The sequence below is a fragment of the Bradyrhizobium sp. SEMIA genome (genome assembly GCF_014844175.1).
In the GTDB taxonomy this organism is placed as follows: domain Bacteria; phylum Pseudomonadota; class Alphaproteobacteria; order Rhizobiales; family Xanthobacteraceae; genus Bradyrhizobium; species Bradyrhizobium arachidis.
The window spans coordinates 8,940,773-8,965,294 of record NZ_CP046601.1; the positions used below are offsets into that span (position 1 = coordinate 8,940,773).

General features: G+C 59.6%; 14 protein-coding genes, 3 pseudogenes and 1 riboswitch. Of the genes and pseudogenes, 5 read left to right on the top strand and 12 right to left on the bottom strand.

What is annotated here, in order from left to right; all coding sequences use genetic code 11:
- Positions 1 to 1,395 carry an OmpA family protein gene (locus tag FOM02_RS42795; RefSeq protein WP_027564830.1) on the bottom strand — a complete coding sequence of 465 codons (1,395 nt, stop codon included), beginning with the start codon at positions 1,393 to 1,395 and terminating at the stop codon, positions 1 to 3.
- Between the two features lie 165 nt (positions 1,396 to 1,560).
- Between FOM02_RS42795 and FOM02_RS42800 the strand changes: the two genes are divergently transcribed.
- Together FOM02_RS42800 and FOM02_RS42805 are read left to right on the top strand one after the other, a co-directional pair.
- Positions 1,561 to 2,619, top strand: coding sequence for a polysaccharide deacetylase family protein (locus FOM02_RS42800; protein ID WP_027564831.1), 1,059 nt, complete (start codon positions 1,561 to 1,563; stop codon positions 2,617 to 2,619).
- A 261-nt stretch (positions 2,620 to 2,880) separates the two neighbouring features.
- Positions 2,881 to 3,690 carry an SDR family NAD(P)-dependent oxidoreductase gene (locus FOM02_RS42805; RefSeq protein ID WP_027564832.1) on the top strand — a complete coding sequence of 270 codons (810 nt, stop codon included), beginning with the start codon at positions 2,881 to 2,883 and terminating at the stop codon, positions 3,688 to 3,690.
- A gap of 115 nt (positions 3,691 to 3,805) precedes the next feature.
- Here the strand turns inward: FOM02_RS42805 and groEL are convergent.
- The 3 genes and pseudogenes from groEL to FOM02_RS42820 form a co-directional block, all read right to left on the bottom strand.
- Positions 3,806 to 4,711: pseudogene (gene groEL / locus FOM02_RS42810) on the bottom strand (chaperonin GroEL); the annotation flags it as partial.
- A gap of 85 nt (positions 4,712 to 4,796) precedes the next feature.
- Positions 4,797 to 5,111, bottom strand: a complete 315-nt coding sequence (locus tag FOM02_RS42815; protein ID WP_027562730.1) for a co-chaperone GroES — start codon at positions 5,109 to 5,111, stop codon at positions 4,797 to 4,799.
- 100 nt (positions 5,112 to 5,211) lie between these two features.
- A pseudogene (locus FOM02_RS42820) lies at positions 5,212 to 5,319 on the bottom strand (co-chaperone GroES); the annotation flags it as partial.
- A 498-nt stretch (positions 5,320 to 5,817) separates the two neighbouring features.
- On the opposite strand from FOM02_RS42820, the pseudogene FOM02_RS42825 reads away from it, so the two are divergent.
- Positions 5,818 to 6,114: pseudogene (locus FOM02_RS42825) on the top strand (ATP-binding cassette domain-containing protein); the annotation flags it as partial.
- Between the two features lie 1,160 nt (positions 6,115 to 7,274).
- Positions 7,275 to 7,922 (top strand): FkbM family methyltransferase, encoded by a 648-nt coding sequence (locus FOM02_RS42830; protein WP_027562728.1) that lies wholly within the window; start codon positions 7,275 to 7,277, stop codon positions 7,920 to 7,922.
- A 699-nt stretch (positions 7,923 to 8,621) separates the two neighbouring features.
- Here the strand turns inward: FOM02_RS42830 and FOM02_RS42835 are convergent.
- From FOM02_RS42835 to FOM02_RS42855, 5 genes are all read right to left on the bottom strand, one after another.
- Positions 8,622 to 9,020 (bottom strand): hypothetical protein, encoded by a 399-nt coding sequence (locus tag FOM02_RS42835; RefSeq protein WP_265441065.1) that lies wholly within the window; start codon positions 9,018 to 9,020, stop codon positions 8,622 to 8,624.
- A 1,720-nt stretch (positions 9,021 to 10,740) separates the two neighbouring features.
- A complete protein-coding gene (locus FOM02_RS42840; protein ID WP_265441066.1) occupies positions 10,741 to 11,907 on the bottom strand; it encodes an acyl-CoA dehydrogenase family protein in 1,167 nt (388 codons plus the stop codon).
- Between the two features lie 1,336 nt (positions 11,908 to 13,243).
- Positions 13,244 to 13,981, bottom strand: a complete 738-nt coding sequence (locus FOM02_RS42845; RefSeq protein ID WP_265441067.1) for a carbonic anhydrase — start codon at positions 13,979 to 13,981, stop codon at positions 13,244 to 13,246.
- A gap of 10 nt (positions 13,982 to 13,991) precedes the next feature.
- A complete protein-coding gene (locus FOM02_RS42850) occupies positions 13,992 to 14,732 on the bottom strand; it encodes a thermonuclease family protein (protein WP_265442267.1) in 741 nt (246 codons plus the stop codon).
- 1,763 nt (positions 14,733 to 16,495) lie between these two features.
- Positions 16,496 to 17,278 (bottom strand): nodulate formation efficiency C protein, encoded by a 783-nt coding sequence (locus FOM02_RS42855; RefSeq protein ID WP_265441068.1) that lies wholly within the window; start codon positions 17,276 to 17,278, stop codon positions 16,496 to 16,498.
- Between the two features lie 939 nt (positions 17,279 to 18,217).
- Positions 18,218 to 18,420, top strand: a riboswitch (cobalamin riboswitch).
- A 100-nt stretch (positions 18,421 to 18,520) separates the two neighbouring features.
- On the opposite strand from FOM02_RS42855, the gene metE reads away from it, so the two are divergent.
- Positions 18,521 to 20,866, top strand: coding sequence for a 5-methyltetrahydropteroyltriglutamate--homocysteine S-methyltransferase (gene metE / locus FOM02_RS42860; RefSeq protein ID WP_265441069.1), 2,346 nt, complete (start codon positions 18,521 to 18,523; stop codon positions 20,864 to 20,866).
- A 1,177-nt stretch (positions 20,867 to 22,043) separates the two neighbouring features.
- Here metE and FOM02_RS42865 read toward each other — a convergent pair.
- From FOM02_RS42865 to FOM02_RS42875, 3 genes are all read right to left on the bottom strand, one after another.
- On the bottom strand, positions 22,044 to 22,643 hold the full coding sequence (locus FOM02_RS42865) for a hemerythrin domain-containing protein (protein WP_265441070.1): 600 nt from the start codon (positions 22,641 to 22,643) through the stop codon (positions 22,044 to 22,046).
- A gap of 924 nt (positions 22,644 to 23,567) precedes the next feature.
- Entirely contained in the window at positions 23,568 to 24,173 is a 606-nt protein-coding gene (gene fixJ, locus FOM02_RS42870; RefSeq protein WP_265441071.1) for a response regulator FixJ, read from the bottom strand.
- A complete protein-coding gene (locus FOM02_RS42875; protein WP_265441072.1) occupies positions 24,170 to 24,475 on the bottom strand; it encodes an ATP-binding protein in 306 nt (101 codons plus the stop codon). The genes fixJ and FOM02_RS42875 overlap by 4 nt, the downstream gene beginning before the upstream one ends.
- Positions 24,476 to 24,522: the final 47 nt, after the last annotated feature.

Sequence of the window (24,522 nt, forward strand, 5' to 3'; positions counted from 1 at the left end):
TCACCTCACCAGAAATTCGATGCGGCGGTTCTGCGCCTTGCCGTCGTCGGTGTCGTTGCCGGCAAGGGGCTGCGTGGCGCCGTAGCCGACCGCGGTGAAGCGGGTGGCGGGCAGGCCGGCCTTGACCAGATAGTCGATCACCGCCTGCGCGCGCTTCTCCGAGAGGGCCTGGTTGAAGGAATCCTCGCCGTCGGCATCGGTGTGGCCAGCGACCTCGATATTTGTGGTGGGGCAGCGTAGCGCGGTCTCGATGAGGTGATCGAGAATGCCGGCGGAATCCGGATCGATGTCGGCGCGCTTGGTCGCGAAGCGGATCTTGCCCTTGTTCAGGAGCTCGGTGAACAATTGCTGGCAGACGGTGCCGTCGACCGGGCCGGCGGCAGGCTTCACGGTGATCTCGGGCTTGTATTGCCAGTTCTTCGGAAAGTCCTTGCCGAGCCCTGCACGGATGTCGTTGGCGGCGCCCTCATAGAGCGCATCGCCCGACAGCTTCACCTCGCGATCGGAGACGACGAGCGTGCCGGTCGACAGCCGCGACAGCGCGCCGAGCGCCGCGACCACGGCGGTGTTGAACGAGCCGGGCGCGCCGATGCTGGCCTTGAGATTGTCGACGACCTTCTCGCCGAAGAATTTGCGCGACGCGCTGGTCGCGATCGCCGCATGCACGTTGTTGTCGGGCACGTAGCCGGTCAGTGTCACGGTCGCGGCGACCGGGTCCTTGTAGGCCTGGAAGATGTAGGGCGGCGCCTTGATGTCGTTGGCGGCGACCGAGAAGCCCTCGGGCAGGTTCTTGAGCGCGGCGGCGATCGCCTCGCGGCCGCCGAGCTCACGCGCCATGCCCGACAGGTTGACCTTGGTATCAGTGATCGTGATCTTGCCGTCCTTGAGCTTGCCGATTTGGTCGAGCAGCAGCATCGCGGCTGCCTCGAACCGCGGCGGCGCCCCGCGCGCCAGGCCCATCTGATCGGCGACCTCGACCCCATTGACCTCCTTGCGGGCGGCCTCGGTCAGCCGCTGCTTCATCGAGGGCAACGGCGCGGAGCCCGACAGCGTCACCCGCACCACGTCGCGTTCGGCATTCCAGACGAAAGGTTTTGCTTCAGGAACAAGGCGGGTGAGGTCGTCGACCAGACGCACGCCGGGAACCATCTCGACCGCCATCACGGCGTCGCGGCGCCCTTCCTCGGAAAAGGCCTCCGCGGCCAGGCTGACGTCGCGGCCGTCCACCGTGATCCGGGTCTTGTCCAGGACGGTGTCCTTGAGCGCTGCCGTGCTGCGGGCGGAGAGGTCCGCCTCGACCGGCAAGGTATTATTCCAGGCCGCAAATCCCCACATGACGGCCAGGGGAATGAGCCCCGGCCACCATTTGCTGGCCCACAAGAAAAGCTTCTGCATTCGACGACCCGAACTCTGGAACCGGAGACAAAACAAACCCTTGGCGGGCTGTCAAACCGGAAATGGCGTCCTTCCGAAGGCCCTGCCTGGACAATTGGAATAACTTTTTCTTCAAGGGTCCCACCCTAAGTTGAGGGCGGAATGCCTGGGGTCGGCCAGCCTGCAATGAAACAACTCCGCAATAACGTCATCCGCGCCGGGCTGGGAGCACTCTATTTCAGCGGGGCGCACCACCTGTTGCGCCCGCTTCTGTCGGGCGTCGGCGCCATATTCATGCTGCACCACGTGCGTCCGGCCCGCGAGGGCGCGTTCCAGCCGAACCGGCATCTCGAAGTCACCCCCGAATTCCTGCGTGCCACGCTATGCCATCTGCGCTCGCGCGACATCGACATCGTCAGCATGGACGAGCTGCACGAGCGGCTGGTCCAGGGCCGGTTCGACCGCCGCTTCGCCGCCTTCACGCTCGACGACGGCTATCGCGACAATGTTGACTATGCGCTGCCGGTGCTGCGGGAATTTGACGCGCCATTGGCGGTCTATGTCGCCAGCGATTTCGCGGAAGGATCCGGACGGCTGTGGTGGGCGGCGCTGGAGGCCGTCATCGCCAAGGCCGAGCAGATCGACGTTCAGATCGGCAATTCCGCTCTGCGCCTCGATGCGAGCACGCCGGCCGCAAAGCAGGCCGCGTTCGACCGCCTGCACGACTGGCTGCGCGCGCTGCCGGGCGAGCACGACCTCAAGCGCGAGATCGAGGCGCTCTGCACCACATACGGCGTCGACATGGAAGCGCTGTGCCGCAGCCTGTGCCTCACCTGGGACGAGGTGAAGGCGTTTGCGGCCGATCCGCTGGTTACGATCGGCGCCCACACCATCAGCCATTGCAATCTCGCCAAGCAGGCCGAGGACATCGCCGCGCAGGAGATGGCGGTGAGCCGCGCACGGATCGAGCAGGCCTTAGGGCGCCCCGTGCTGCATTTCGCCTATCCCTACGGCGATCGTGAAGCCGCGGGCGACCGCGAATTTGCCCTTGCCGCATCCGCCGGCTTCAAGACCGCGGTGACGACGCGGCCCGGCATGCTGTTCGCCGAGAACGCCGGCCACATGACCGCGCTGCCGCGCGTCTCACTTAACGGCAATTACCAGGACACGCGCATCCTGCCGGTGCTGACCTCCGGCGCTGCGACTGCGATGTGGAACGGCTTTCGCCGGATCGCCGCGGCGTAGCTGCTCCAATATCCGCTGTCGTCCCTGCCTAGTGCGCAATTGCGCACGTGGCGCAGGGACCCATACCGCGGAATCCACCGAGTGGGGTTGGTCGAAAGCCGAACGACTAGTCTTCGCCAAACTACTTTCTGGGGTTATGGGTCCCTGCGTTCGCAGGGACGACACTGAGTTTGTTGAGCCGCCGCGGCACCACACTCGGCGCCTTCCTTGACTCCCCTCGCCTCCCCGCCCAAAACGGCCGCCAACCCCAGGGAGGCAACCATGTTCAACGACCTGTTCTCGCTCAAAGGCCGCATCGCGCTCGTCACCGGCGGCTCGCGCGGCATCGGCAAGATGATTGCGGCTGGATACTTGAGCGCCGGCGCGGCGAAGGTCTACATCACCGCGCGCAAGGCCGGACCATGCGAGGAGACCGCAAAGGAGCTCTCCGCGCGCTATGACGGCGAATGCATCGCGCTGCCGATCGACATCTCGACGCTGGCCGGCGCCGAGCTGCTCGCCGGCGAATTCAAGAAGCGCGAGGCCAAGCTCGACATCCTCGTCAACAATGCCGGTGCGGCCTGGGGCGCGGAGTTCGACGAATTTCCGGAGAGCGGCTGGGACAAGGTGATGAACCTCAACGTCAAGGCGCCGTTCTTCCTGACCAAGGCGCTCGCCGCGCCGCTGCGCGCAGCAGCTTCCGCCGAGCGGCCGGCGAAGGTGATCAACATCGCCTCGATCGACGGCATCTTCGTCAATCCGATGGAGACCTATTCCTACGCCGCGAGCAAGGCCGGGCTGATCCATCTGACCCGGCGCATGGCGGTGAAGCTGATCTCCGACCACGTCGTGGTCACGGCGATCGCGCCGGGCCCGTTCCAGTCCGACATGAACCGCGCCGCCCGCGACCATGGCGACGAGGTCGCCACCCGCGTGCCTGCCGGGCGCATCGGCACCGACGAGGATATGGCGGGCGCCGCGATCTATCTCGCCTCGCGCGCAGGCGATTACGTGGTGGGCGCGACCATCGCGGTCGATGGCGGCATCGTCTATGCCAACCCCGGGATCAAGGGGAGCGGGTGGGACAGCTGAGGGGCTCGAGGCTCTCACGTCACACTCAGTGTCGTCCCGGACAAGCGCGCCTTAGGCGCGCGCCGATCCGGCAACTGTTATGTTGGGTTGGCTTTCAGGTACGGCTTTCTGTCACCGAGATCGCCTGGCCGCCGGTCAGGATCGCGATGTCCTGCAGCATGGCCTTGCGGCGATCGCCGAAGCCCGGAGCCTTGACGGCCGCGACCTTCAGGCCACCACGCAGGCGATTCACGACGAGGGTCGCGAGCGCTTCGCCCTCGACGTCCTCGGCGACGATGACCAGCGGCTTACCACTCTGCACCACGGCCTCGAGCAGCGGCAGCAGTTCGTTCAGCGAGGAGAGCTTCTTCTCGTTGATGAGGATGTAGGCGTCATCCATCTCGACGCGCATCTTGTCGGCGTTGGTCACGAAGTAGGGCGAGATGTAGCCGCGGTCGAACTGCATGCCCTCGACGACGTCGAGTTCGGTCTCGAGCGACTTGGCCTCTTCGACCGTGATCACGCCTTCGTTGCCGACCTTCTTCACGGCGTCGGCGAGGAACTTGCCGATCTCCTGGTCGCCGTTGGCCGAAATGGTGCCGACCTGGGCGATCTCCTCGTTCGACGTGACCCTCTTGGAGTTCTTCTGGAGGTCCGCAACGACGGCTTCGACCGCGAGGTCGATACCGCGTTTCAGGTCCATCGGGTTCATACCGGCGGCAACTGACTTGGCGCCTTCGCGGACTATCGCGGCGGCCAGGACGGTCGCAGTGGTGGTGCCGTCGCCGGCAGCATCCGCCGCTTTCGAAGCGACCTCGCGCACCATCTGGGCGCCCATGTTCTCGAACTTGTCGTCGAGTTCGATGTCCTTGGCGACGGCAACGCCGTCCTTGGTGATGCGAGGCGCGCCGAACGACTTGTCGAGCACGACGTTGCGGCCCTTCGGACCAAGCGTGACCTGCACGGCATTAGCGAGGATGTCGACGCCGCGCAGCATGCGGTCCCGCGCGTCTACTCCGAATTTGACTTCTTTGGCTGACATTAAGAATTCCCTCAGTTCTTATTTTCTCACCCTTCGGCGCGCCTAAGTGGGCGCTCTTCAGGGAGTGAGCTGTGCGAGCGCTGGGTTAGGCGGCTTTCTTGTTGGAAAACACATCTGTGAGAACGCCCATGATGTCGCTCTCCTTCATGATCAATAGCTCCTCGCTGTTGATCTTGACTTCTGTACCCGACCATTTGCCGAACAGCACGCGGTCTCCGACCTCGATGTCGATCGGAATCAGCTTGCCGGTCTCATCGCGGCCGCCCGGGCCAATTGCAATGACTTCGCCCTGCGAGGGTTTCTCCTTGGCTGTGTCGGGAATGATAATGCCACCAGCGGTCTTCTCATCAGCGTCGATGCGCTTGACTACGACGCGGTCGTGAAGCGGACGGAATTTCATACAAGACTCCTGAGCGTTTCGAACAAGTTGCAGATAGTCACATTGTGACAAGTCCAATTATAGCAAGGGTCAGGCCAATAATGAGCTGAACGACCCATGCCTGCAGCTTCTCCTTGGCTGTGTCGGGAATGATAACGGCGCAAGCGGCATTCTTATCGGCGTCGGTGCGCTTGACCACGACGCGGTCGCGAAGCGGACGAAAATTCATACAGGTCTCCTGAGCTCAAGTTGGTGATAGTCACATTGTGACAAACCAAATTACAGCAAGAGTCAGGCCAAAAATGAGCTGAACGATCCGTGCCTGCAGGTCCGCTGATCCGTTGGCGGGCCTGCGCGTGTCTTTGTCCGGAAGCAGACGCGCTTAGATACACGGCCGACAAGCTGTTGCGGAAATGACATTGCTTTCGCCGAAACACCGGTTGAGCCCAGGGTTTCTCACGGCCCTTACACCGATCGAAGCGTCGCGTATTTCGACGGCGCTGGCCGGCCTGCGGAACAATTTTGTTAGTTTGGAGCAGGTCGGCGACCGGTCGGTTGATATAGCCGAGCAGTGCATACGCAGGAGAGCAACAACTCACCTCGAGTGACGGTCCGGTCCAGAACAAGTGTCGTGCCACACCACATTAGCAGGATTGTGAGCAGAGTTGAGAGGACGCTACAGGCATTTTCTCCGGCGATTGAGGCGAGACTGATGCTGTAGGCCAACTTGTCTGGTGGCGAGAAGCAGCGCCTTTCGTTAGCACGAGTGCTATACCGGGATCCGGAAATCCTAATCTTGGACGAGCCGACCTCCTCCCTCGACTCGCTTGCCGAAGCCACTGTGCACCGGCTCCTTGAGAAGTTGCGTCGGGACGGCAAGACTGTCGTGGTCATCTCTCACCGAGTCAGCACCATCTGTGGTGCCGACAAGATCGTCGTCTTAGACAGGGGCCGGATCGTCGCGGAGGGCAGACATCCTGATCTGCTGGCTGAAAGCGCTTATGCGCGCTTGTGGCAGACGTAAACCGGCGAGCCCTAAAGTTGCATATGATGGCCTATCGCAAAATTCAGGGGAATCATGCAGAGCTCGTCCTCTTAAACTGACCCTGCTGATCGACGTTCGAAATTGTATACCACGGTCGGTGATGCAGCGAGATCGGCAGCTCAACAGCGATCCACGCCTGAGGACCGACGTGGCAAGCATCAGGAGAGCGTGCGCGAACTCAACCATAAGGCATGTGAAATCTCGATTTGAACTACGCCAGCGGCAAGCTGAGGTCGTCAGAGGGCGTGGTCCTATGGCATAAGCGCTTCGATTTCGTTTCAAGGTAAGCCGTTGGCAATACGTCATCTCAAATTACGCGAATGGATCGACATTGTCATTTACGTCGTTTGCGGCAGGTTGCGAATGGCTGCCAAGGTTTGTCCCGCCGCCGCTGCCCGCGAAAAGCTTTTCGAATTGTTGGAGCTAATGGCGGGTTCGACGGTGGTGGAGTAGAGCTCAATGCGGCCGCCGGTGGGAAGCGTTCGAAGAGGGCGCGCCGAGAGACGGCATAGCGGATCGCCACGGCCAGCTTTGATTTGCCGGAGATCCGCAGCAAGGTCTCCTGCCAGAAATCGAAGAGATCCGCGACGACCGCCGTGCAGTGTTTTGCTTGCGCGCAGCAACCTATGCGTCGGTCCCTTGACCTCGTACGGTATTCCGGGGATCAGGTGATTCCACTGGGTGGTTCACACGTTGCGTCAGCGAATCTGGGATGGCAACGGTCGGTCGACTAGGCACAGCTTGCCTGTCGCAACCGGGAGCGAGCTAATTGGCTATTCCTGCGCACGAGAGATCAGTCTGGCGGCACGCTTTGAGGAGAATAGCCGACGACTTCATTAGTACGAAGCCGATCTTTCTGCCGCTCCGAAAGGCGGACCGGAGACGACGATCTAGCTCGCAGTTGGCTCGTCTACCGAGATAGAGGGGCAATTTGCATTGCAGGGCAGTCGCTGCAGGCCCCGGTTCGACAGGATTCCCTTTTGATGTTGATGGCCTCCAAATGGCTGTCATAATTCAAGGGAATCGACAGGTATATGAATCATATACATTGATATGCGTTGTGCCGGCGCGTCTGGCGTGTGATTGCGGCGTCAAAGACGAAATTTAACCGATCACCGCGCCCAATGGAAAAAGCACCCGTGTCGTCTATCGAAGTACACCAGCACATTGTTTCACTTCTTCAGAAGCCGAATCCCGTCATCCTGGATATCGGCTGTAATGATGGGACCGATACGCAACAGTTTCTCAACCTCTGCCCGCAAGCTCAGCTCTACTGCTTTGAGCCGGACCCCAGAGCGATCGCGCGCTTCAAGAAGAAGCTGGGGCCATCCCTCAATAGGGTGAAGCTGCTTGAAATCGCGATCAGTGATCGAAACGGGATGATCGACTTCCATCCAAGCAATGCAGATGGTGATGCGAAGGAATGGGACCTCTCCGGCTCAATACGCCGCCCGAAGAATCATCTTACTGAGTATGATTGGGTTCGGTTCGATCGCCCTGTCTCGGTTGAAACGCGGCGGCTGGACGATTGGTGCAGCGAAGCCAAGCTGAATATGATCGATTTCATCTGGATGGATGTCCAGGGAGCCGAAGCCGATGTTATCGCCGGCGGCATGCAGACCTTGAGCGACACGCGCTTCGTGTACACGGAATATAGCGACCGCGAGCTCTACGAAGGGCAGTTGTCGCTGCAAGCTATTCTTGACCTATTGCCATCATTCGAGGTGGCGTCCCACTATCCCCGCGCGGTGGAGGGTGATGTATTGCTCAAAAATACGCGCTTTTAGTGACGACTCTTGGAGCGCCTCATTCATCGCTGAAGGACCTGACAATCGCGCTTAGGCGCCCAAAGCCGCACAACGGGTGATCATTTGAGCGGATATCGATGGCCGGACGGGCACTCCAGTTTCCGGGTTGCCATTACAGGCCCGGCGCACGACGTCAACCTCGGGCGGGTGGTAAATTTCTAACACTGCCAACCGGCGCTCGAAGCGTTGAATGGTCTGAGCGGCTGCCGCATGGCCTTGTCCTCGAGGAGCTGGTGCACTGCTTCGAACAAATGCCAAACAATTGCATCGGTTCTCATAATTCCTTGAGCTGAGCGGATTTCAGCACGCGCCTGGCGTCCCTGTTGTTGTGTCAATGGGAATGCGAGCTGAAGGATTTTGTTCATTCCAGAATAACTTGCCGCGAGAGTTCAGCATCACTGCAGCGGCCGTTTGTCTCCGGCAAAGGGTCCTGGGCCGCAGCGCAGAAAGGCGGCGATCAACAGCGGCCGATTTCGCGCCGGATCGGATCAGGATCGTCATCGCAATCGCGATTACTTGCCTGCTCATTTGCCGCAGGCGGACCTGATCATCGAATCTGCGAGCACGCTCTGCCTCTGGGGCTGCAGCGCGATGGCGAAGATCGGGGCAGGACGTCAGTAAATGCCGCGACGTAATTCCGGCGCAATGGCGTGAAGTTTCTCCTAGCGGCGCGCGCGATCATCCACAATTCCAGATCGGCCCGATCGGCGTCCGCGTCCAGCACGGTCCGAAACTGCCTCCATTGTAGCGGCCGCCGCGGAAGCCGGGTTGGCCGAAATAGTGCCACTCGCCGTCCCAACCGTAATACTGAGGAACCGGGTCAATATACCAGTGGCGTCGGTCGGCGCGCGAGAACCGGCGTATCAAGTCCTTCTGCTTGTAGAGCGGAATGCTGTTGCTCGGCGGTTGGCGATAGCCGGGCAGGAAGCCGTAGCCTTGCCAGACCGGCTTGGGCCCCTTTTCATTAATTGGCGCAGCGTTCGCGACGACCGGCAGCATCGGCAGGATGATAGTAGCAGTTAGACACAAAAGGCGAGACATGGATCGACAATAGTCGCTCAGTTGCGCGAAGGCCATTTAAATTTGGGTGCAGAGTTTCACGTGATCACGAAGAGAAGTGCTCTCTGATCACGCCCTCCCTGATCAGAAAGCACGCGTATCCCTGCCGTCACCCACCTCACGACGTCGAATTCGTAGCGCGAAAAATCCGCACGCGAGAGCTTACCGGGACAGATGGGACGGCCGACCGAGCGGTCGATTCCGGGCAGCACCGCGCGCTGCGTCCGGGCGGACGGTGTCGTCCATCATCACGCGCAGGGATCGACGAGATCGACGCGCGGATGGAGCGTTAAGCTGACGCGGACGGTCCTCTCCATAACTCATGCGCGGCAGCTAAATCAGTCGCTCCGTGCAGAGCCACAGCGGCGATGCGGGTGGCCGGGTGGTTGGCGTTGACGGCCACGAGGTCGTGGCCATGGACCATGGATGCGAGAGGCCAGAGCAACGCGGGCGCTAGGATCGGATCAATCGATTTCATTATGTGACGAACTATCCTCCCAATCGATCGCTTAGGTGTGTCTCTCTCCCTAAACCCTTCGCAATCATCAAGCACCACGGACCAGAACCCTCCAAACGGTCATTCATCGACGCAAAAAAAAAGCGCCCGGCCGCATGTCGATGGCCGGGCGGAAGTTAGTCGTCGACAGAGGGAGCGCTGCCGACGATGATTTGCGGCAAAACGTTCGCCGCAAATTCTAATTACGGAGTGGTCAATGGTCGCAGAAACCTGGCTTCACTCCTTTTTTCAAAAACCGCCGACTATTGGCGGAATGCGGCTCAACACTGGCTCGCAGAGCTGGAAGGAGGTATTGTCCGTTGTCCTGAGGATCGTCAAAGTCATGCTGATTAAGTGAGTGCGCTGAACAGAGTTGATCCGCGGCTGTTCGTATGCCATCAACGTGCCGGCCGAAGAGCGTAGCGACCCACCATCCCCGGTGTCTGGGCAGAAATACGTCGTTATTCGCATGTGAGCACTCGGAGCGCGTTAGAGCAATTCGCAGGCAGTGATTGGCGCACCAGAGTCCCCCTCTGCCGTATACACATCGAACGCACTAGTATCATCGTCTCACCGACGTCGGCGGCAAACAGCGGCCCGGTCGGCTTGCCGGCCATCCCCGTCAGCTACTTCAAAATGGTACAACGTGACGCTACGTGCGATTCAAGGTCTTTTGAGCTGACCCGCATAAAACTCAAGCCGCTGACCTCTCGCCGATAGCAAGTGATCAGCGACCGCATATGGGCATGTCGTGTGTTCGTCTTGTCCGAAAGATCGCGTGCGTCGGCGATCATGAATCGTCAAGTCATCATTTCGAGCTTGTCGGCTTCCGACTGGCATCACCGGTGTTGAAAGGTCGCGCGCCATGGCAGTCGTCCGTTCGCCGGGCGCAGCCGAGTGATCTCCGGTCGCCGACGTTCGTCCTGCGAATTCTCTCCTACTCAAAAGACCAGACATTCGCCAGATCACCTGTTATCGCGAATACGACAGTGCGATCGCACAAGCGCAGAGGAATGCGCATTGCGGCCGCTAGCATAACTCCTGCACCCCGCCGTGACTCGACGCCAGCTAGCCGGATCATTCGCCGCTGCAAGATGGCGCGCGACGTGAGGTGATGTGCGATTCAAACGTCCTTGTTGCGTAACCGGAACAACCGCAATCGTTGAAAGCGCCGCCGCTCATTCGGCCGATTGTGGAGCCACAGTAAAGGTGTGGGAGGGTGCGGAAGGTGGATGAACCACTTCATGGAAATCCGGGCTGTGCTGCACTTCCGAGCAGGAGTCGGCCGGCGCTCTGGAGGGTTCCCTCGTTTAAAGCTCCATGCTGGGCAACCACGAAGCTGTCGCACATCGCTCGCGCCAGATTGCTGGTTGTGTAGAGCGACGCGCTTCCAGCGAGAACGCTCGCAATGTTGCAGACCTCCGCGCTTTGCCGCGCGGCATTTGTGGCGGCAAGTCGCATCAGGGTCGTGGTGCTCTGGTTTACCGCATCCTCTAGCGCTTCCTTCCACAGCTCCTCGGTGGCCTCATAGAAGAAGGCACGGGCGGAACGCAGCATGGATTCGGCTCTGGCCATCTCCAGTTGGACATAGCCGCGCTCTGCCATCACGGGCGCTCCCGTGATTGAGGCGCGGCTTCCGGCCATCGCGACCACCTCGTCTAGCGCGGAGCGCGCAATACCGATGCCGACGATCGCATGCGCCTGGGCAGCAAAAGTCACGGACGGATAACGATAGATCGGCGCGTCGAGTGTCGGCGGACCGCCGCGGATCAAGGTCCATTCCTCCGGCACAATGACATCGTTGACAACGACGTCGTGGCTGCCGGTGCCTTGCAGACCGATGACGTCCCAATTGGGCCGGATTGTCACCTTCTCGGCCGGCATCACGGCTACACGCGCAAGGCCACCGGTCGGATCGTCTTCCAGAGTGATGCCGACCCCTATCAGATCCGCGCCCGGTGAGCCGCTGGCGAATGGCCACACGCCGTTCACGACAAACCCGTCGGTGCTTCGCCTGGCGGGCTGGAGTGGGAAAAGCGCGCCTGCCAACACCACGTCAGGCCCATTCGCGTATACCGTTTGAAGCGTGTCCTCCGGAAGAGCAGCGAGGTAGCGAGCCCCATCGCCGAAGCTGGCGACCCAACCGGCGGAGCCGTCGGCTTCGGAAATGCGCTCGATCAGGTGACAAAAATCGGCCGGCGTTCGCTCCTCGCCGCCGAATCGCTTGGCGACCATAGCTCGATAGACGCCAACGCGCTTGAAGCCGTCGATGATCTCGTCTGGAATCTTCTGCGTTCGGGCGAATTCGTTTCGACGCGCGCGGATATCAGCCAGTAGCGGCGACAGATTATCCCACGTCGCAGCCGTAGCGTCGGTTACTGGAGTCATCGTCTCTGGTGGAGCGTTCATAAAGCTGTCCTCGGTGTTTTGAGCCGATCGCTGCCGCACTTCATTGATTTTGGTTGCGCGCGCAGGGCGAAGCCGGTCGGATTGATACCCAGTCGGCAGGGATGGTCGAAACTGTCGTAGTTGATATTGACCGTGATGCGATTACTGACGGTTGCCAGTCCAAACTACCCCCCGAACGCATTGACTCAAAGAAAAGGTGTTGAAGGCCGGCAAGACTGACATAGATATGGCTGTCGCTGGTGTCGTTGAGGCTGAGCCGGCAAAGCAGCTGATATGCGGCGTCGAGATCGCTCCACCTCTGCTGCATTATGTCTCCGACCGCTGAAGACAGCGCTGGTGTTGCCATGTGTCCTCCAACGGAGATTTGTCACACTTGCGCCCGGCCGGTCGAACCACGTTGTGAATTCCTGACCTGGCAACCGCGAGGTCGGCGATGCCCTGCGGCTCTTTTGCATGTCCCCAGCAATCGACGTGCCATCAATCATGTTCTGCCGGCCGTGTCTGAATCGAGCGAGATCACTTGGCTCGTGCAGCCGCGCCGGGAGGATGTTCGCGCCTCCGTGTCTGATTCCAGGCACAACGCGTCATCAACCGGACACGGCGGAAGGAGAGCGACTGAAGTGGACCTCGAGCGCGAACCAGTCGGGCTCGGCTTGCCTGCTGGAGTTTCAGGCCCGCTCTGATTTCCAGACATTACCAACAGCGCAATTTACCGTGCGCGCGACTGTGGGTGAGCTGTTGGTTGGATGTGGACATCACACGGCAGTATTCAACGAACGTGACGGCGGCGTCCGGGAGTTTCGGATGAGCGCCTGCAGGAGAGACTGTCCGATGCCGACGCGAATAGCAGTTTTCTTTACATCGGTCGGCTGGGCAGTCGTCGTGGTCGCAATTCCGCTCTTTTTGATCTTCGGACCTGGCTGAACCTGGTGATCATAGCAGGACCATAAGTGGTTGCCTGCTGGGTCTCGGGTGAGAGCCTGCCGGAATTGTCACGTGTTCCGTTAGGCCGAGAGCCCAGACCCGCATGCCTCGCACCGCGATCTGCCGCTTGCACCGCCTCTGTTGGTCTAGCGCATTAACGTGCAGGGCATGAATCCTGTCGCCCGCGGTATGAGTGCTTCCTGGTGCTGGCCTCGCGTTGCCAATATGAGCACGTAGAATGCAAGGAGAATTACGAGGCCGCGCATACCAAGGATCTTCCCGAAGCTGTGACAATTGTGGAGCGGTTGTATTCGGTGCATTTGGTGAAGCCGATGCAGGAGTGAATTACCGGAATTCGACGGAAGCTCTGCAACAGGCGGCAAACGATAGCGGGCCGCCGAGGGTGCCAGCGTCAGTTCAGCAACTCGACCCTGCCGGTGTCGAGCCGATACAGGCCCCCGACGACCTTTAGTCTGTTCTGCTCAACTGCCGCGTTCAGAATCGGCCCCGCCGATTTTAGTTTGTCGACGTTATCGATTACATTTTGTCGGGTTGCTTCGGCGAACGTGTCACGGGTTTGCTGGCGCGATCCTTTTACCGCAGGCGCAAGCGCAGCAACGAGGGATGAAATGTGCCCCGGCGGCGGCTTATCGTCGTGGAGCGACTTGATCGTGGCGTCTATCGCACCGCAATGATCGTGGCCAAGTACCAGGATCAGCGGCGTGTTCAGCACGGCCACCGCATATTCCATACTGGCGAGCGTGTCATCGTTGACGAAGTTACCGGCGAGCCGGCAGACAAACAGATCACCAAGTCCGCTGCCGAAGACAAGTTCAGGCGCTACGCGAGAATCGGCGCAGCTCAGAACCGCGGCATATGGATTTTGCCCATCCACCAAAACCTCACGCTCGCGCTTGAAATCGTGGCGTCGTGATACGCCCTGGACATAGCGATCGTTCCCTTCCATTAGCCGCTTCAGGGCAGCCTCCGGCGAGATCAGGTTATTCGGCTTGGGCGGCGCTTTTGCTTCCTTTGCATCGACAATGTTGTTGCCAACCCGTAGGCAAACCGCCGAAAAAGCGAACAGCAACAGCGAGCGGCGCGACGGCGCGATCTTGGTCAGATAGGTCAGAGAACAGCCTGCCTTCATGCATCTCACCTCATCGCGCGGCTTTACGCCACCCGGTGGCTTCGGCTTCCGCTTCGCTGCAGAGCCAGCGTTCACCGGGCTTGGTCATGTCGATTTGTTCGTAACTGAGTTGCCCGGGCAGGTGATAAATGCGCTCGCCATTGCGGCCCATAGTGCCTTTTATCACACACTCGGAGGAGGGCGGGTCCGATAGCAGCGCGGATCCGAGCAGGAGCGCCTGAGCGTCGACGGGAACCGAGCTCGCGCCGATGATGATCGTCCCCTTATTGCGGCGACGCCAGTCCCAGGGGGCGATGAACGCCCCCGACCACAGCCCCGCGCAGGTTTTGCTCGCCACAACTTCATAGATGACGTACGGCCCCGACGAGAGTGCCCAACCAGAGCGTACCATCCAGGCGTTCACGTCCTCGCCTTCTATAAAGCAACTGCCGCGTGACCTGCCGTATTCATCACGTCCTGTGGTATGACAATCCCACGTTCGTCCGTTCGAATGCTTGATCAGCTCGTCGCGAGCAGCTAGGCCGCAAGCCCATTTCCGACCGTGGGCGTCGAGGCAAATCTGGTCAGTTTCGGGAGCTTCGATGCCTGAGAGCCGAAGCTTGGATCGCTCGATCTCGATCGTACTGCCGTCGAGGATGCGCGGAGGACCGCGGAGCTTCGCCGCGCAGACCGGAGATGTGATGATAGCGAACAATGCGACCATCATTACGCGGTGTTTCATCCCGACAAAAACCTCTCGCTCTTGATTCATGTTCACGCACGATCCGGCGCCGCCGCATTCGGCTGCTTAAATGTTTGTCCATTATTCGGCCGCATCTTTCGACGCTTGATCTATGAAAGCGTGGGCTTCATTTCCAAGCTACGACCTGACGCTGCGTGAGGTTCAAGCGATTTCTTCCGGTGTGCGTGTCGCGGTATCCTTAGCCTCGTCGGTCTTTGTCACGGGGCGGGTACTGCACCCTCTCGACCTGAGGAGGAGATCTCCATCGCTCGGCGGCGGACTTGGTATGCGAGAGAAAACCAAGCCTCGAACGCTGTTTTCTCACGCACTTTAAGATGAAGTCGCGTGTGAATCTTGACGTCGAGTGGAAGTCAGGCGGGGAGGAGCAACCTGGCTATGCTTGTGGCAACCCGCATCGGCAGACAGAAGGCTGCCGACGGTTTCAGCGAGGGCGATGACATTTCGCTGTAAGTTCTTGTCAGGACGAGATTGATTTTCGAAAGAAATCTGGTCTCGCTTCCTCTGAGATCTGGACAAAGGCGCCGCGGAGTTCAGCTCAAGGCTCGCTGCGTAAATGAATCGGTATCGTTTGCTCAAACCGCCAATCCGCGAGCCATCTTTTGGAGAGCCACGCGTGAATGCCAATCGCATTGTGGCCTTTCGCACCTCTGCGGTGCGCCATAATCTTCGTGGTGCCGCCGCCCCGTTCGTAGAAGAACCCGATTGTCGTGGGCGGCGCGACTGGCGGCCGCTCTGTCGTAGTGCGCTTCACCGCGATCACAGGTGAAGATTGACCCGGCAAGCCCGGCACGAGGGCGTGCGTTTGCGCCAGAAGATGTGGAACGGCAACCTGCGTGGCTTCGTCGTATACGCACCGCACGAGGGGTATGCCGCCCGCGTGTTCGGACGATCGCGAGCACCATCCTGATGCCATTCGGTACGAGGCGTCAATCCGCATCATGGCTGCCCCATCGCGGCACTCGGGCAGGCCGCTCTGGTGCGGTTTAGCCGACTCAAGCTACAATCGTTCTCAACGACCTCACTACACAATGGGAATCAAATGGCTGCAGCTCCACGGGAATTGCCGGTCTCTTCTTACGCACTTGAAGTGGATGGTCGACTCAGAGCTGAATTCGCAACCAAAGACGGCGCCAGGGCAGGCGGAGCAGAACTAAAGAAGCGTTTTCCCATGCTTCAAGTCCGGATCTATGACGCGCAGACGAATGCGCGCGAGGAAATTTAGCGCCGAATCAGTCGTTCCTCGATGCCTCGCGCACGGCTCCGGGGCTCGTCGCCGGGGCCAGTCGGAAACCGGCCGATGTTCGAGGGTATGCCGACACTGCCCCATTACCCTCTTAATGGGTTTGTCGCAGCACTTGATCGTGCCGGCTCGGCGTCGGCATGCTCACCCTTCAATCGCGCGATGCGCGGCCTGCACGCCGGATCAGGGCCCGAGGCATCTCCAAGCCCGGTCCCTTGAAGAGTGGCATGGAGAGCTGGTTCCCTCGCAGATCGGTGTTCTCTCACTGCGTCGGGTGCGCTGGGAGCAAAATCTCGCCAACTGGTACGCGCCTCTGAGCTCGACTGTCGCGGAAAGGCTCGAGTAATCGTGCTGCCCGATTTTTGCCTGACGGGCTAAAGGCTGCGGGAAAGGCTCGCGACGGTTGCGAAGGAGTAAGCACCGACACTTTAGCGTTGATATTCTTGCAGTTACTCTGAGGCGGTCGGCGGTAAAGGAGCTGCGGCGCGATCTTGCTCCGCGCGACCATTAAACCGAGGGCTTTCGCTCCTTCTTACTCTTCCCGTTCCTTGGGCTCCATCCGAGCGAACCAGGAGCCAGGAGGAAAGGCCGCGATACGCTTGGCAAAGGAGGATTGCGGCTCCCAATCTTGCCCTTCGCTCTTCTCGAAAGTGATGACCCCGTTATGGGTGTAAAAACGGGGCCCTGGGATATTACAGTTCACTAAAAGCAAAACGCGCCACAGATCACCTTTTTCGGTCGGCTTGTCCTTCTGCGTCGGCAAGTAGTCCACTCCAACAGGCTCAACGATAGTGCAGCGGCCCTGCCGCAGGAGATCGCCGAGCGGGCCCTGCGTGGTCGTCACGAAGTTGAAGTTGCTCGGATCATGCAGAAAGCGAAGATTTGCGTCCCTTTCGCCATCCTTGACTTCACTGGCGATCAACCCGAGCGCCAGGGCGTGCCAGCCCAATTCGATCGGCTTTGCATAGGTCGACGCAAGTTGAAACGTGCCGTCGAGTGCGATCCTCCAGGTGATAACGTGCTGTTCGTCTAATATATCATCCGCGTGCCTGGTCCACGAAACGAAAACATAGTCGTTTCCGTCAAGTTCGGCGACGCCCCACATTCGAGGGACGAACCGTGCAACTTTCGAGACGTTGGAGATAATTTGTTCTATTGTCTCACCGTCTTGCGCTCGCCACGTTGACTTGAATCTTTCGATATGGGGGCTCTCGATAGCGCGAGCACGGTCGCCAGTCGCAGCCAGCCCGGCCAGACAGATCAGGGATCGACCGAGACAAAACAATAACGCGCGTCTTCCAGACACTTTTCTCATGACTGTTGGCCTATCTGGTTTCATCCACACGTCATTGCAGAGCGGGCAACTTCAGCCTGTTATGCGCGAGCGCAAGAAGTTAGCGACGACGCGACGGGGGACCGATGGTGTCCCGTGCGAGCAGGCGCTCTATCACGCGCCGCTAACTTCGTTGCCGGCGACAGCCTCAAGTTGCTGTGCTAGACATGCCCAGCAGGAGGAGACTGGGCATGCCGAAGACTTGCATTCCTCGTGCCAGGTTAATAGACGGCAATTCGCACCGCTTCTATGCCCTCTTTGTCGGCTTTCCGACGTGCGGGCGTCTCGATGTTTCCGTTCAGCGCGGCTTATGCACCCTCGTCACGCGCCGAATGTTCGGTGGGCGCAGCTGAACGCCTCGACCAAGTTCCTGATGAGAATTGGGAGCACGTTTGCCGCCACAGAACTGTTTGGCTCACTATCGTTACCGGAGTGTCAGCTTTCGTCCTCTGGCATGCCTCTGGGTACTCGCGGCCGAGAGGCCAGAGCGCGTTTGGCGCTTCTTTCGCGACATCCGGCACTCGCGCCGAGCATTTGGAGTCTGGCTGGCACTGCAAATCAACGTGCCGGTCAGGTATGTTGCTGACTTTGCCACGTGTCTTAGGCCTGTGCAGCACGGATCCAGCTGGTCGAGAGGGCGGCTGGATGGCGGACGCGCTCGAAAAACCTGCTGGGAAGCCTGGGACACGGATCAAATGCGTTCTGCTCCAGGCAGCAGTCCCGACCGCGGAAGCCGCTTTTATCCCTTCCACCGAACTGGCGTGCGGCCAGAGGGCAGCTGCGATGGTCATCACAATATCGCTGACTGCAGAGCGCATCTACATCGACTCAGCGATAAGGATGCGCGGTCATTCGCGTAGCGGATGCCGCAGCACCAGCTTGCGACATAATCTGAGAGGTTGACGGAAGACTTGTCTTGCCGATAATCCAAATCGTCGAGGTTCTCCGGTCCCACTTGATCCGGAGCTAAGAGGGAAGCCGGTGACAATGCCGGCGCTGCCCCCGCAACTGTGAGCGGCAAGCCGCTGTCCAACGATGTCACTGAAGCCTGCGCGGCTTCGGGAAGGCCGGACAGAAGCGATGACCCGCGAGCCAGGAGACCTGCCCCGACAATTATTCGTCCACGGGCGGGGTGTCCCGGTGGTGCGCCAAGCAGCCGTCGCACCGCGCGACTTCCCCTGCCTGCGTCCGCCACGGCCTTTGCCCCCAACATGGGGTTAACTTATGTCTCTTCTCTCCCTTCCGGTTGCCACGCTTGGAACGCCACGCATCGGTCCAAGGCGCGAGCTCAAACTCGCTCTTGAAAGCTACTGGGCGGGAAAACGCAGCGAACTGCAGTTGCTCGAGGACGCAGCTGGCCTGCGTGCCGCAAACTGGGCTCGTCAGAAATCTATCGGCGTCACCGTCATTCCATCGAACGATTTCTCGCTGTATGATCAGGTGCTCGACACAAGTGTCATGGTTGGCGCCATCCCAGAGATTTACGCTTCGAACGCCGAATCCGTTTCGCTGAAGACGTACTTCGCCATGGCCCGGGGATCACAATGCGACGATCAGGATGCGAGTTGCGGTCGCGGACCGCGCGGATTTGGCGCACCCGCTCAGGAGATGACCAAGTGGTTCGATACCAACTACCACTACATGGTCCCCGAGTTTCACAGAGGGCAGACTTTCAGGCTATGCTCTCGCAAGCCGATCGAGGAGTATGAGGAAGCCAAGGCCCTTGGCTTTCAGACCCGCCCTGTCCTGATCGGGCCGGTCACATTCCTAAAGCTCGGCAAGAGTCCCGATCCTGCGTTCCAGCCACTCTCACTACTGGATGAACTGTTACCGGCCTATATCGAGGTTCTGCAGGAATTGGCCAAACGTGGGGCAAATTGGGTTCAGTTAGACGAGCCCTGCCTGGTTCTTGATCTGGATGAGAGGACGCGGCAGTCTTTGCGACATGCCTATGATCGGCTCGCCAAGGAGGTGCCGGCCATCAAGATCTTAGTTGCCAGCTATTTCGGCGACCTCGGGAACAATCTGAACACCGCGTTGAGCCTGCCAGTTGCCGGACTACACCTCGACCTAGTTCGAGCGCCACAGTTGTTGGACCAGATCATCGCTGGCGGCCGAAGTGATCTCGTCATGTCGCTCGGTGTCGTCGACGGCCGGAATGTATGGCGGTCGAATTTGTCGTCGCTGCGCCAGCGGCTCGAACCCGCGATTGCGAAGCTCGGCAAGGACCGTGTACAGATTGCCCCATCCTGCTCGCTGCTTCATGTGCCCGTCGATGTTGAACTTGAAACCGGGCTCGTTTCCGACGTCAAGAGCTGGCTCGCTTTTGCGGTCCAGAAGATGCGGGAGCTTGCGATCCTGGCGCGGGCACTCGCAGGCGACCAGAATGTTGCGCCAGCTCTTGCCGAGTCGGAATGTGCCGCGACTGTTCGCCGGACTTCGCCGAAAATCCGTGATGCCAATGTCGCTGTCCGGATGAAAGCGATCGATCAGACCATGCGTCGACGCGGGAGCCCATTTGCCCGTCGTGCCGAGATCCAAAGCAATCGTTTCGGACTACCGGCTTTTCCTACCACGACCATCGGATCGTTTCCGCAGACCACAGAGGTCCGGAATGCCCGTGCGGCGCATGCGCGAGGCGCGATAAGTGACGAGCAATACGACAGGTTCCTCAAGGAGGAGACTGCGCGCGCCGTACGTTGGCAGGAGGACATCGGTCTCGACGTCCTCGTGCACGGCGAGTTCGAGCGCAATGACATGGTGCAGTACTTCGGCGAGCACCTCGCCGGCTTCGCATTTACCAGGAACGGATGGGTGCAGTCGTACGGCTCGCGCTGCGTCAGGCCACCGATCCTGTTTGGCGATGTGGTGCGGCCGAAGCCTATCACCGTGGACTGGTGGCGCTACGCGCAATCACTAACGAGGAAGCCGATGAAGGCCATGTTGACCGGACCGGTGACGATTTTGAACTGGTCCTTTGTTCGCGATGATATTCCCAGAAGCGAGGTCTGTCGCCAGATTGCGCTCGCGATCCGAGACGAAGTCCGCGATCTCGAGAATGCTGGTGCGACAATGATCCAGATCGACGAAGCCGCACTGCGCGAAGGAATGCCGTTGCGTCGATCTGAGTGGACGGCCTATCTCGACTGGGCCGTGGATTGCTTCAGCATCTGCTCATCGGGCGTCGCCGATGAAACGCAAATTCATACACATATGTGCTACTCGGAGTTCAACGACATCATCGGTGCGATCGCTGCAATGGACGCAGATGTCATCTCGATCGAGACGTCGCGCTCGAAAATGGAACTACTCGACGCGTTCAGGGACTACGAATATCCAAATCAGATCGGACCGGGCGTGTACGACATCCACTCCCCACGCGTTCCCGAGGCGGGCGAAATGAAGGAACTGATGGTATTGGCTCGGACCCGGCTGCAGGATTCGCAGCTCTGGATCAATCCGGACTGCGGCCTGAAGACGCGCAAATGGGAGGAAGTGCGGCCGGCACTAGCGAACATGGTCGCTGCCGCCCGCCAACTGCGCGCTGCATCCGATCCGCGAGGCCATTGATCCGGGCTTGGGTCTCTTCTCGACAAAGCGGATCTGTTGCGGTCATTTGCGCTGTCGATGATCGATGGAGCCTTGGGAATAAAAAAAAAGCCCGGCCCCGCTGAGCGGGCCGGGCGAAAGTCCGGGAGGAGCGACGCTGACGCATCGCGCGGACTTCCATCGGCGGAGAGAGGACAACCGCCGGTTCGATCACGGCAAGGACATTCGCCGAAAATCTGAGCTCAGTTGAAGCACAAGCTCAGCGTAGCTCAATTATGCCGTGGTATGCGACCGTTAGCCCGAGGTTTATAAACTTACACCAAGGTTTGTCGGTCAAGAGCACGTCGGCAACGATTACGACGCGACGAGGACGGTGATGCCGGGCGTCACCGCAGGGCACGAGCCGCAAACTCGGTGCGCTTTCCTGCCTGGAAACCTTATGCTCGGCGCGACGATACGAAAAACCCGGCTCCAAGGATCTTGCAAGCGTAGACAATGCATGAGCGGTTGATATTGATTTGACCCCTGCTTAAGGCAGTCCTTGGTCGACCGATTCCACCCAATGGTCGGGTTTCGTCTTGCGCCTCTGTTTGAGAGTTTATGAGCGGACCACGCGGAGGATGTCACGAGCTTGAAGATGGCACTGGTGCCGATAGGGTGCTTCTCAGCCGTGAGCGTAGTCCTGCCCTCAGCACAGGCCAGTTGAATCATGGCGATCTCCGATCCGACACGGCTCGGCGCAGAGTGAGGACGTCGTCCAGCGCCTTGCAGTTCGTGCTAAACGTGCCCGCGCGAGCAAGTGCCCGGCAATTGGGGTGCTGTGGGTCGAATCGGCCGCGGTCGGATCATTCAGAGCGTGCCAGGCTGGGAAAGAGGTGGGAGTGCTTCGCCCCACCCGCGCGGCGGCAATCGTCCGTCGTTGTACGGCGGCGGACATCAGAGGCATCCGTTTCGCGTCACTGCGCAACTGCCGGACCTGCGACATCACATTGTGGAACGTGCCGGAACCAGAGCTCAGGAAGGCTCGGCCATGCCGTTGGCACCGGAAGCGATCATCGTGCGCAGAAAGCCATTTTGGCGGTGCGGCAGCCTACATGCCCGCGAACACCCCCATTTTCATTCGACAGGATGAGCATGAGGTCTAATTCCTGCTGTAAGACGGCGCTGATCAATACGGCCCCTACGTCTCGGAGCCGTGTCACGGGTTGCCGGCCTTGGCGGACGAAATTGCGACCGAGCTCCGTTCGGCCTCAGCTTCTTGCTCCAATTGCAGAATATGCGCTCTTAGCGCATCCGAAGTGGCTGCCGCTGTCTCGCTGAACAGGGGATCTCCATCATCGGTGACGGCGGAAGCGATTTCGGTCCATTCCTGTGCCGAGAGAGCCTTCAGTGCGGCCGGAAAGAAATCTTGTTCTTCCCACATCATGTGGCGCCGCTCGCATACTATAAAGTCGCGTATGATATCGCCGACGTCTCGCCGAAAGAGTTCACGATCCGCGAGGATGGCGTCAATAGCTCGCGCGAAGTGGTGCAAACGGTCGGCCACTTCCTGGTGTTCAAGCGCGAGATCGCCGACGATTGCAGCTGCATCGGGATCGCGAGCCTTGAGCTTCGAAAAAATCAAGTCCTCCTGTGGATGATGGTACAGCTCGGGGTAAACCTCGAAATAGCTGATAATCGCGCGAATGACCTCATAATCGGGACCGATCCCTCCCTCAAAAATCTCCAATTCGCGTTGAAGAGCGGCCAGAAGCAGATCAATGTTGCGATGCTCTCGAAGCAAAAGGTCGATGGTCATTCCGGTGCTCCTGGAGGCACAATGTAGGCCGGAAGCGTTTCTGCCACTTACAAGATCGCCCAAGCCGATTCGGTGTCCTTCTACGCCGCAGTTTCTGCGCCGTTCGAGGCAAAAACGTAGCGCGCTTTGAATTTGAGCTGGCTTAAATCAACTTAGCCGCCGAAGTGTTGAGGTTGCCCCCGCAAGACGCCGGTCGGATAACGGCTGGTTTCGGTAAATTTGGCGGCCTGGGCGTGCATGGCGGACCCTTTCTTGCGGACATCGATGGGACGCAGATTGGCTGCTCCTGACGAACTCGAAAATTTGGATGTTTTCCCTAGGTAGAAGTCCCTAAGTATTTGCCCGTAAGTGCCATGAGCAGGGCGTTTTGAATGGGGGCGGCGCGGTCCCTTGTTTGCTCAGACATGGCCAAACCGGATTAGAAAGCTGCATGCTGGCTTCCTCGGCCGCGTCCGTGGAAACAGTCGGAAACGCACGGCCGCACCCGTGAAGAGCTCCAGCCGGCCGAAAAGTTGTCGTCCACAGCCACTTTCGGCTTGCCGCAGGAAGTCTTGTTCGGGCGTCTTGGCTCTGATCCCCGTCAGCATCGGTCGGCCGCGGAGGTGACCAGGCAGATATTGACGGCATCCCGATCGATGTACGCTGACCGACGTGGTCGACGCGCTCGATGATCATGCGATACGCTGCCGTAGCCCCCGTTCTCCGGGGCGACAGACCCGCTGTCCATCGGAGCACAAATGTGGGCCGACGTAATTGATCTGCTTCATGTGCCGTCGTGATGCAAGAAACCAGCAGCCTGTGTTGCATCGGTAGCCGTCATCGACAACATGACCCACTCGGTGCGGTGCGCCTGAAAACCGTCCGTTCGTCAGGAGTGCGCAGCTTGAATGCATGAATAAGCCATTCGCGCCATTTGCGCTGGTGCTAGAGTCCCGCGGCAATGGCGATCCGCATCAACTCGGACATGCTGCGGACATTGGTCTTAGCCATGAGGTTTGCACGGTAAACCTCGACTGTCCTGGGACTGATGCCGAGATCGTGGGCGATCACCTTGTTAATCTTGCCGGCCAATAGTCCCTGCAGGACGTCACGCTCGCGCGACGAGAGGCACGCGAGGCGGGCTTCCGCCTGGAGTTTTGCTGCGTCATCGGCTGGTTTTGTCGGCCGCGCTTCCAGAGCACTATTGATCGCACGCAATAGCACCTCCTCCACGAACGGCTTCTCGAGGAAGTCGGCCGCACCCGCTTTCATCGCTTCGACTGCGAGCGATACGTCGCTATGACCAGTTATTAAAACGACGGGGCAGTTGACGCGATTGGCCTTCACTTTGCCGACTAGCTCGAGACCGCTCATACCCGGCATGCGGATGTCCGACACAATACAATCAACTGGACCGCTCGCGACGTCATTAAGAAACGCGGTCGCCGTCTCATAGGTTGCTACGTAGAAACCGTTAACATCAAGAAGAAAGGCGAGCGAGTCCCGCATTGCGGCGTCATCGTCGATCACAAGAATGCGCCGTCCAATCATGCTGTCTCTTCGCTAAGCTCGACAAATGGCGCGGTGTGAGGGATCGCGCTGCCACCCGGATTTGCTTGCGCGACGATATGGCCGCCATGTGACTCGATGATCGTCCGGCAGATTGATAGCTCCACACCCATGCCATGCCTTTCAGTCGTGACAAAGGGCTGGAACAGTCGGTCGGTGATATCAGCGCTGATGCCGGGGTCCTTATGAGCAACTGTAAACCTTTCGACAGCAACTTCAGCGCGCGGGCAGGAAGCCATGGCGTCGATTGCATTGCGTATCAAGTCCACCGCGACCTTCTGCATCTGGATCTTGTTGACGACAGCACGAGAGACAGCGCGGCGGCTGCCGC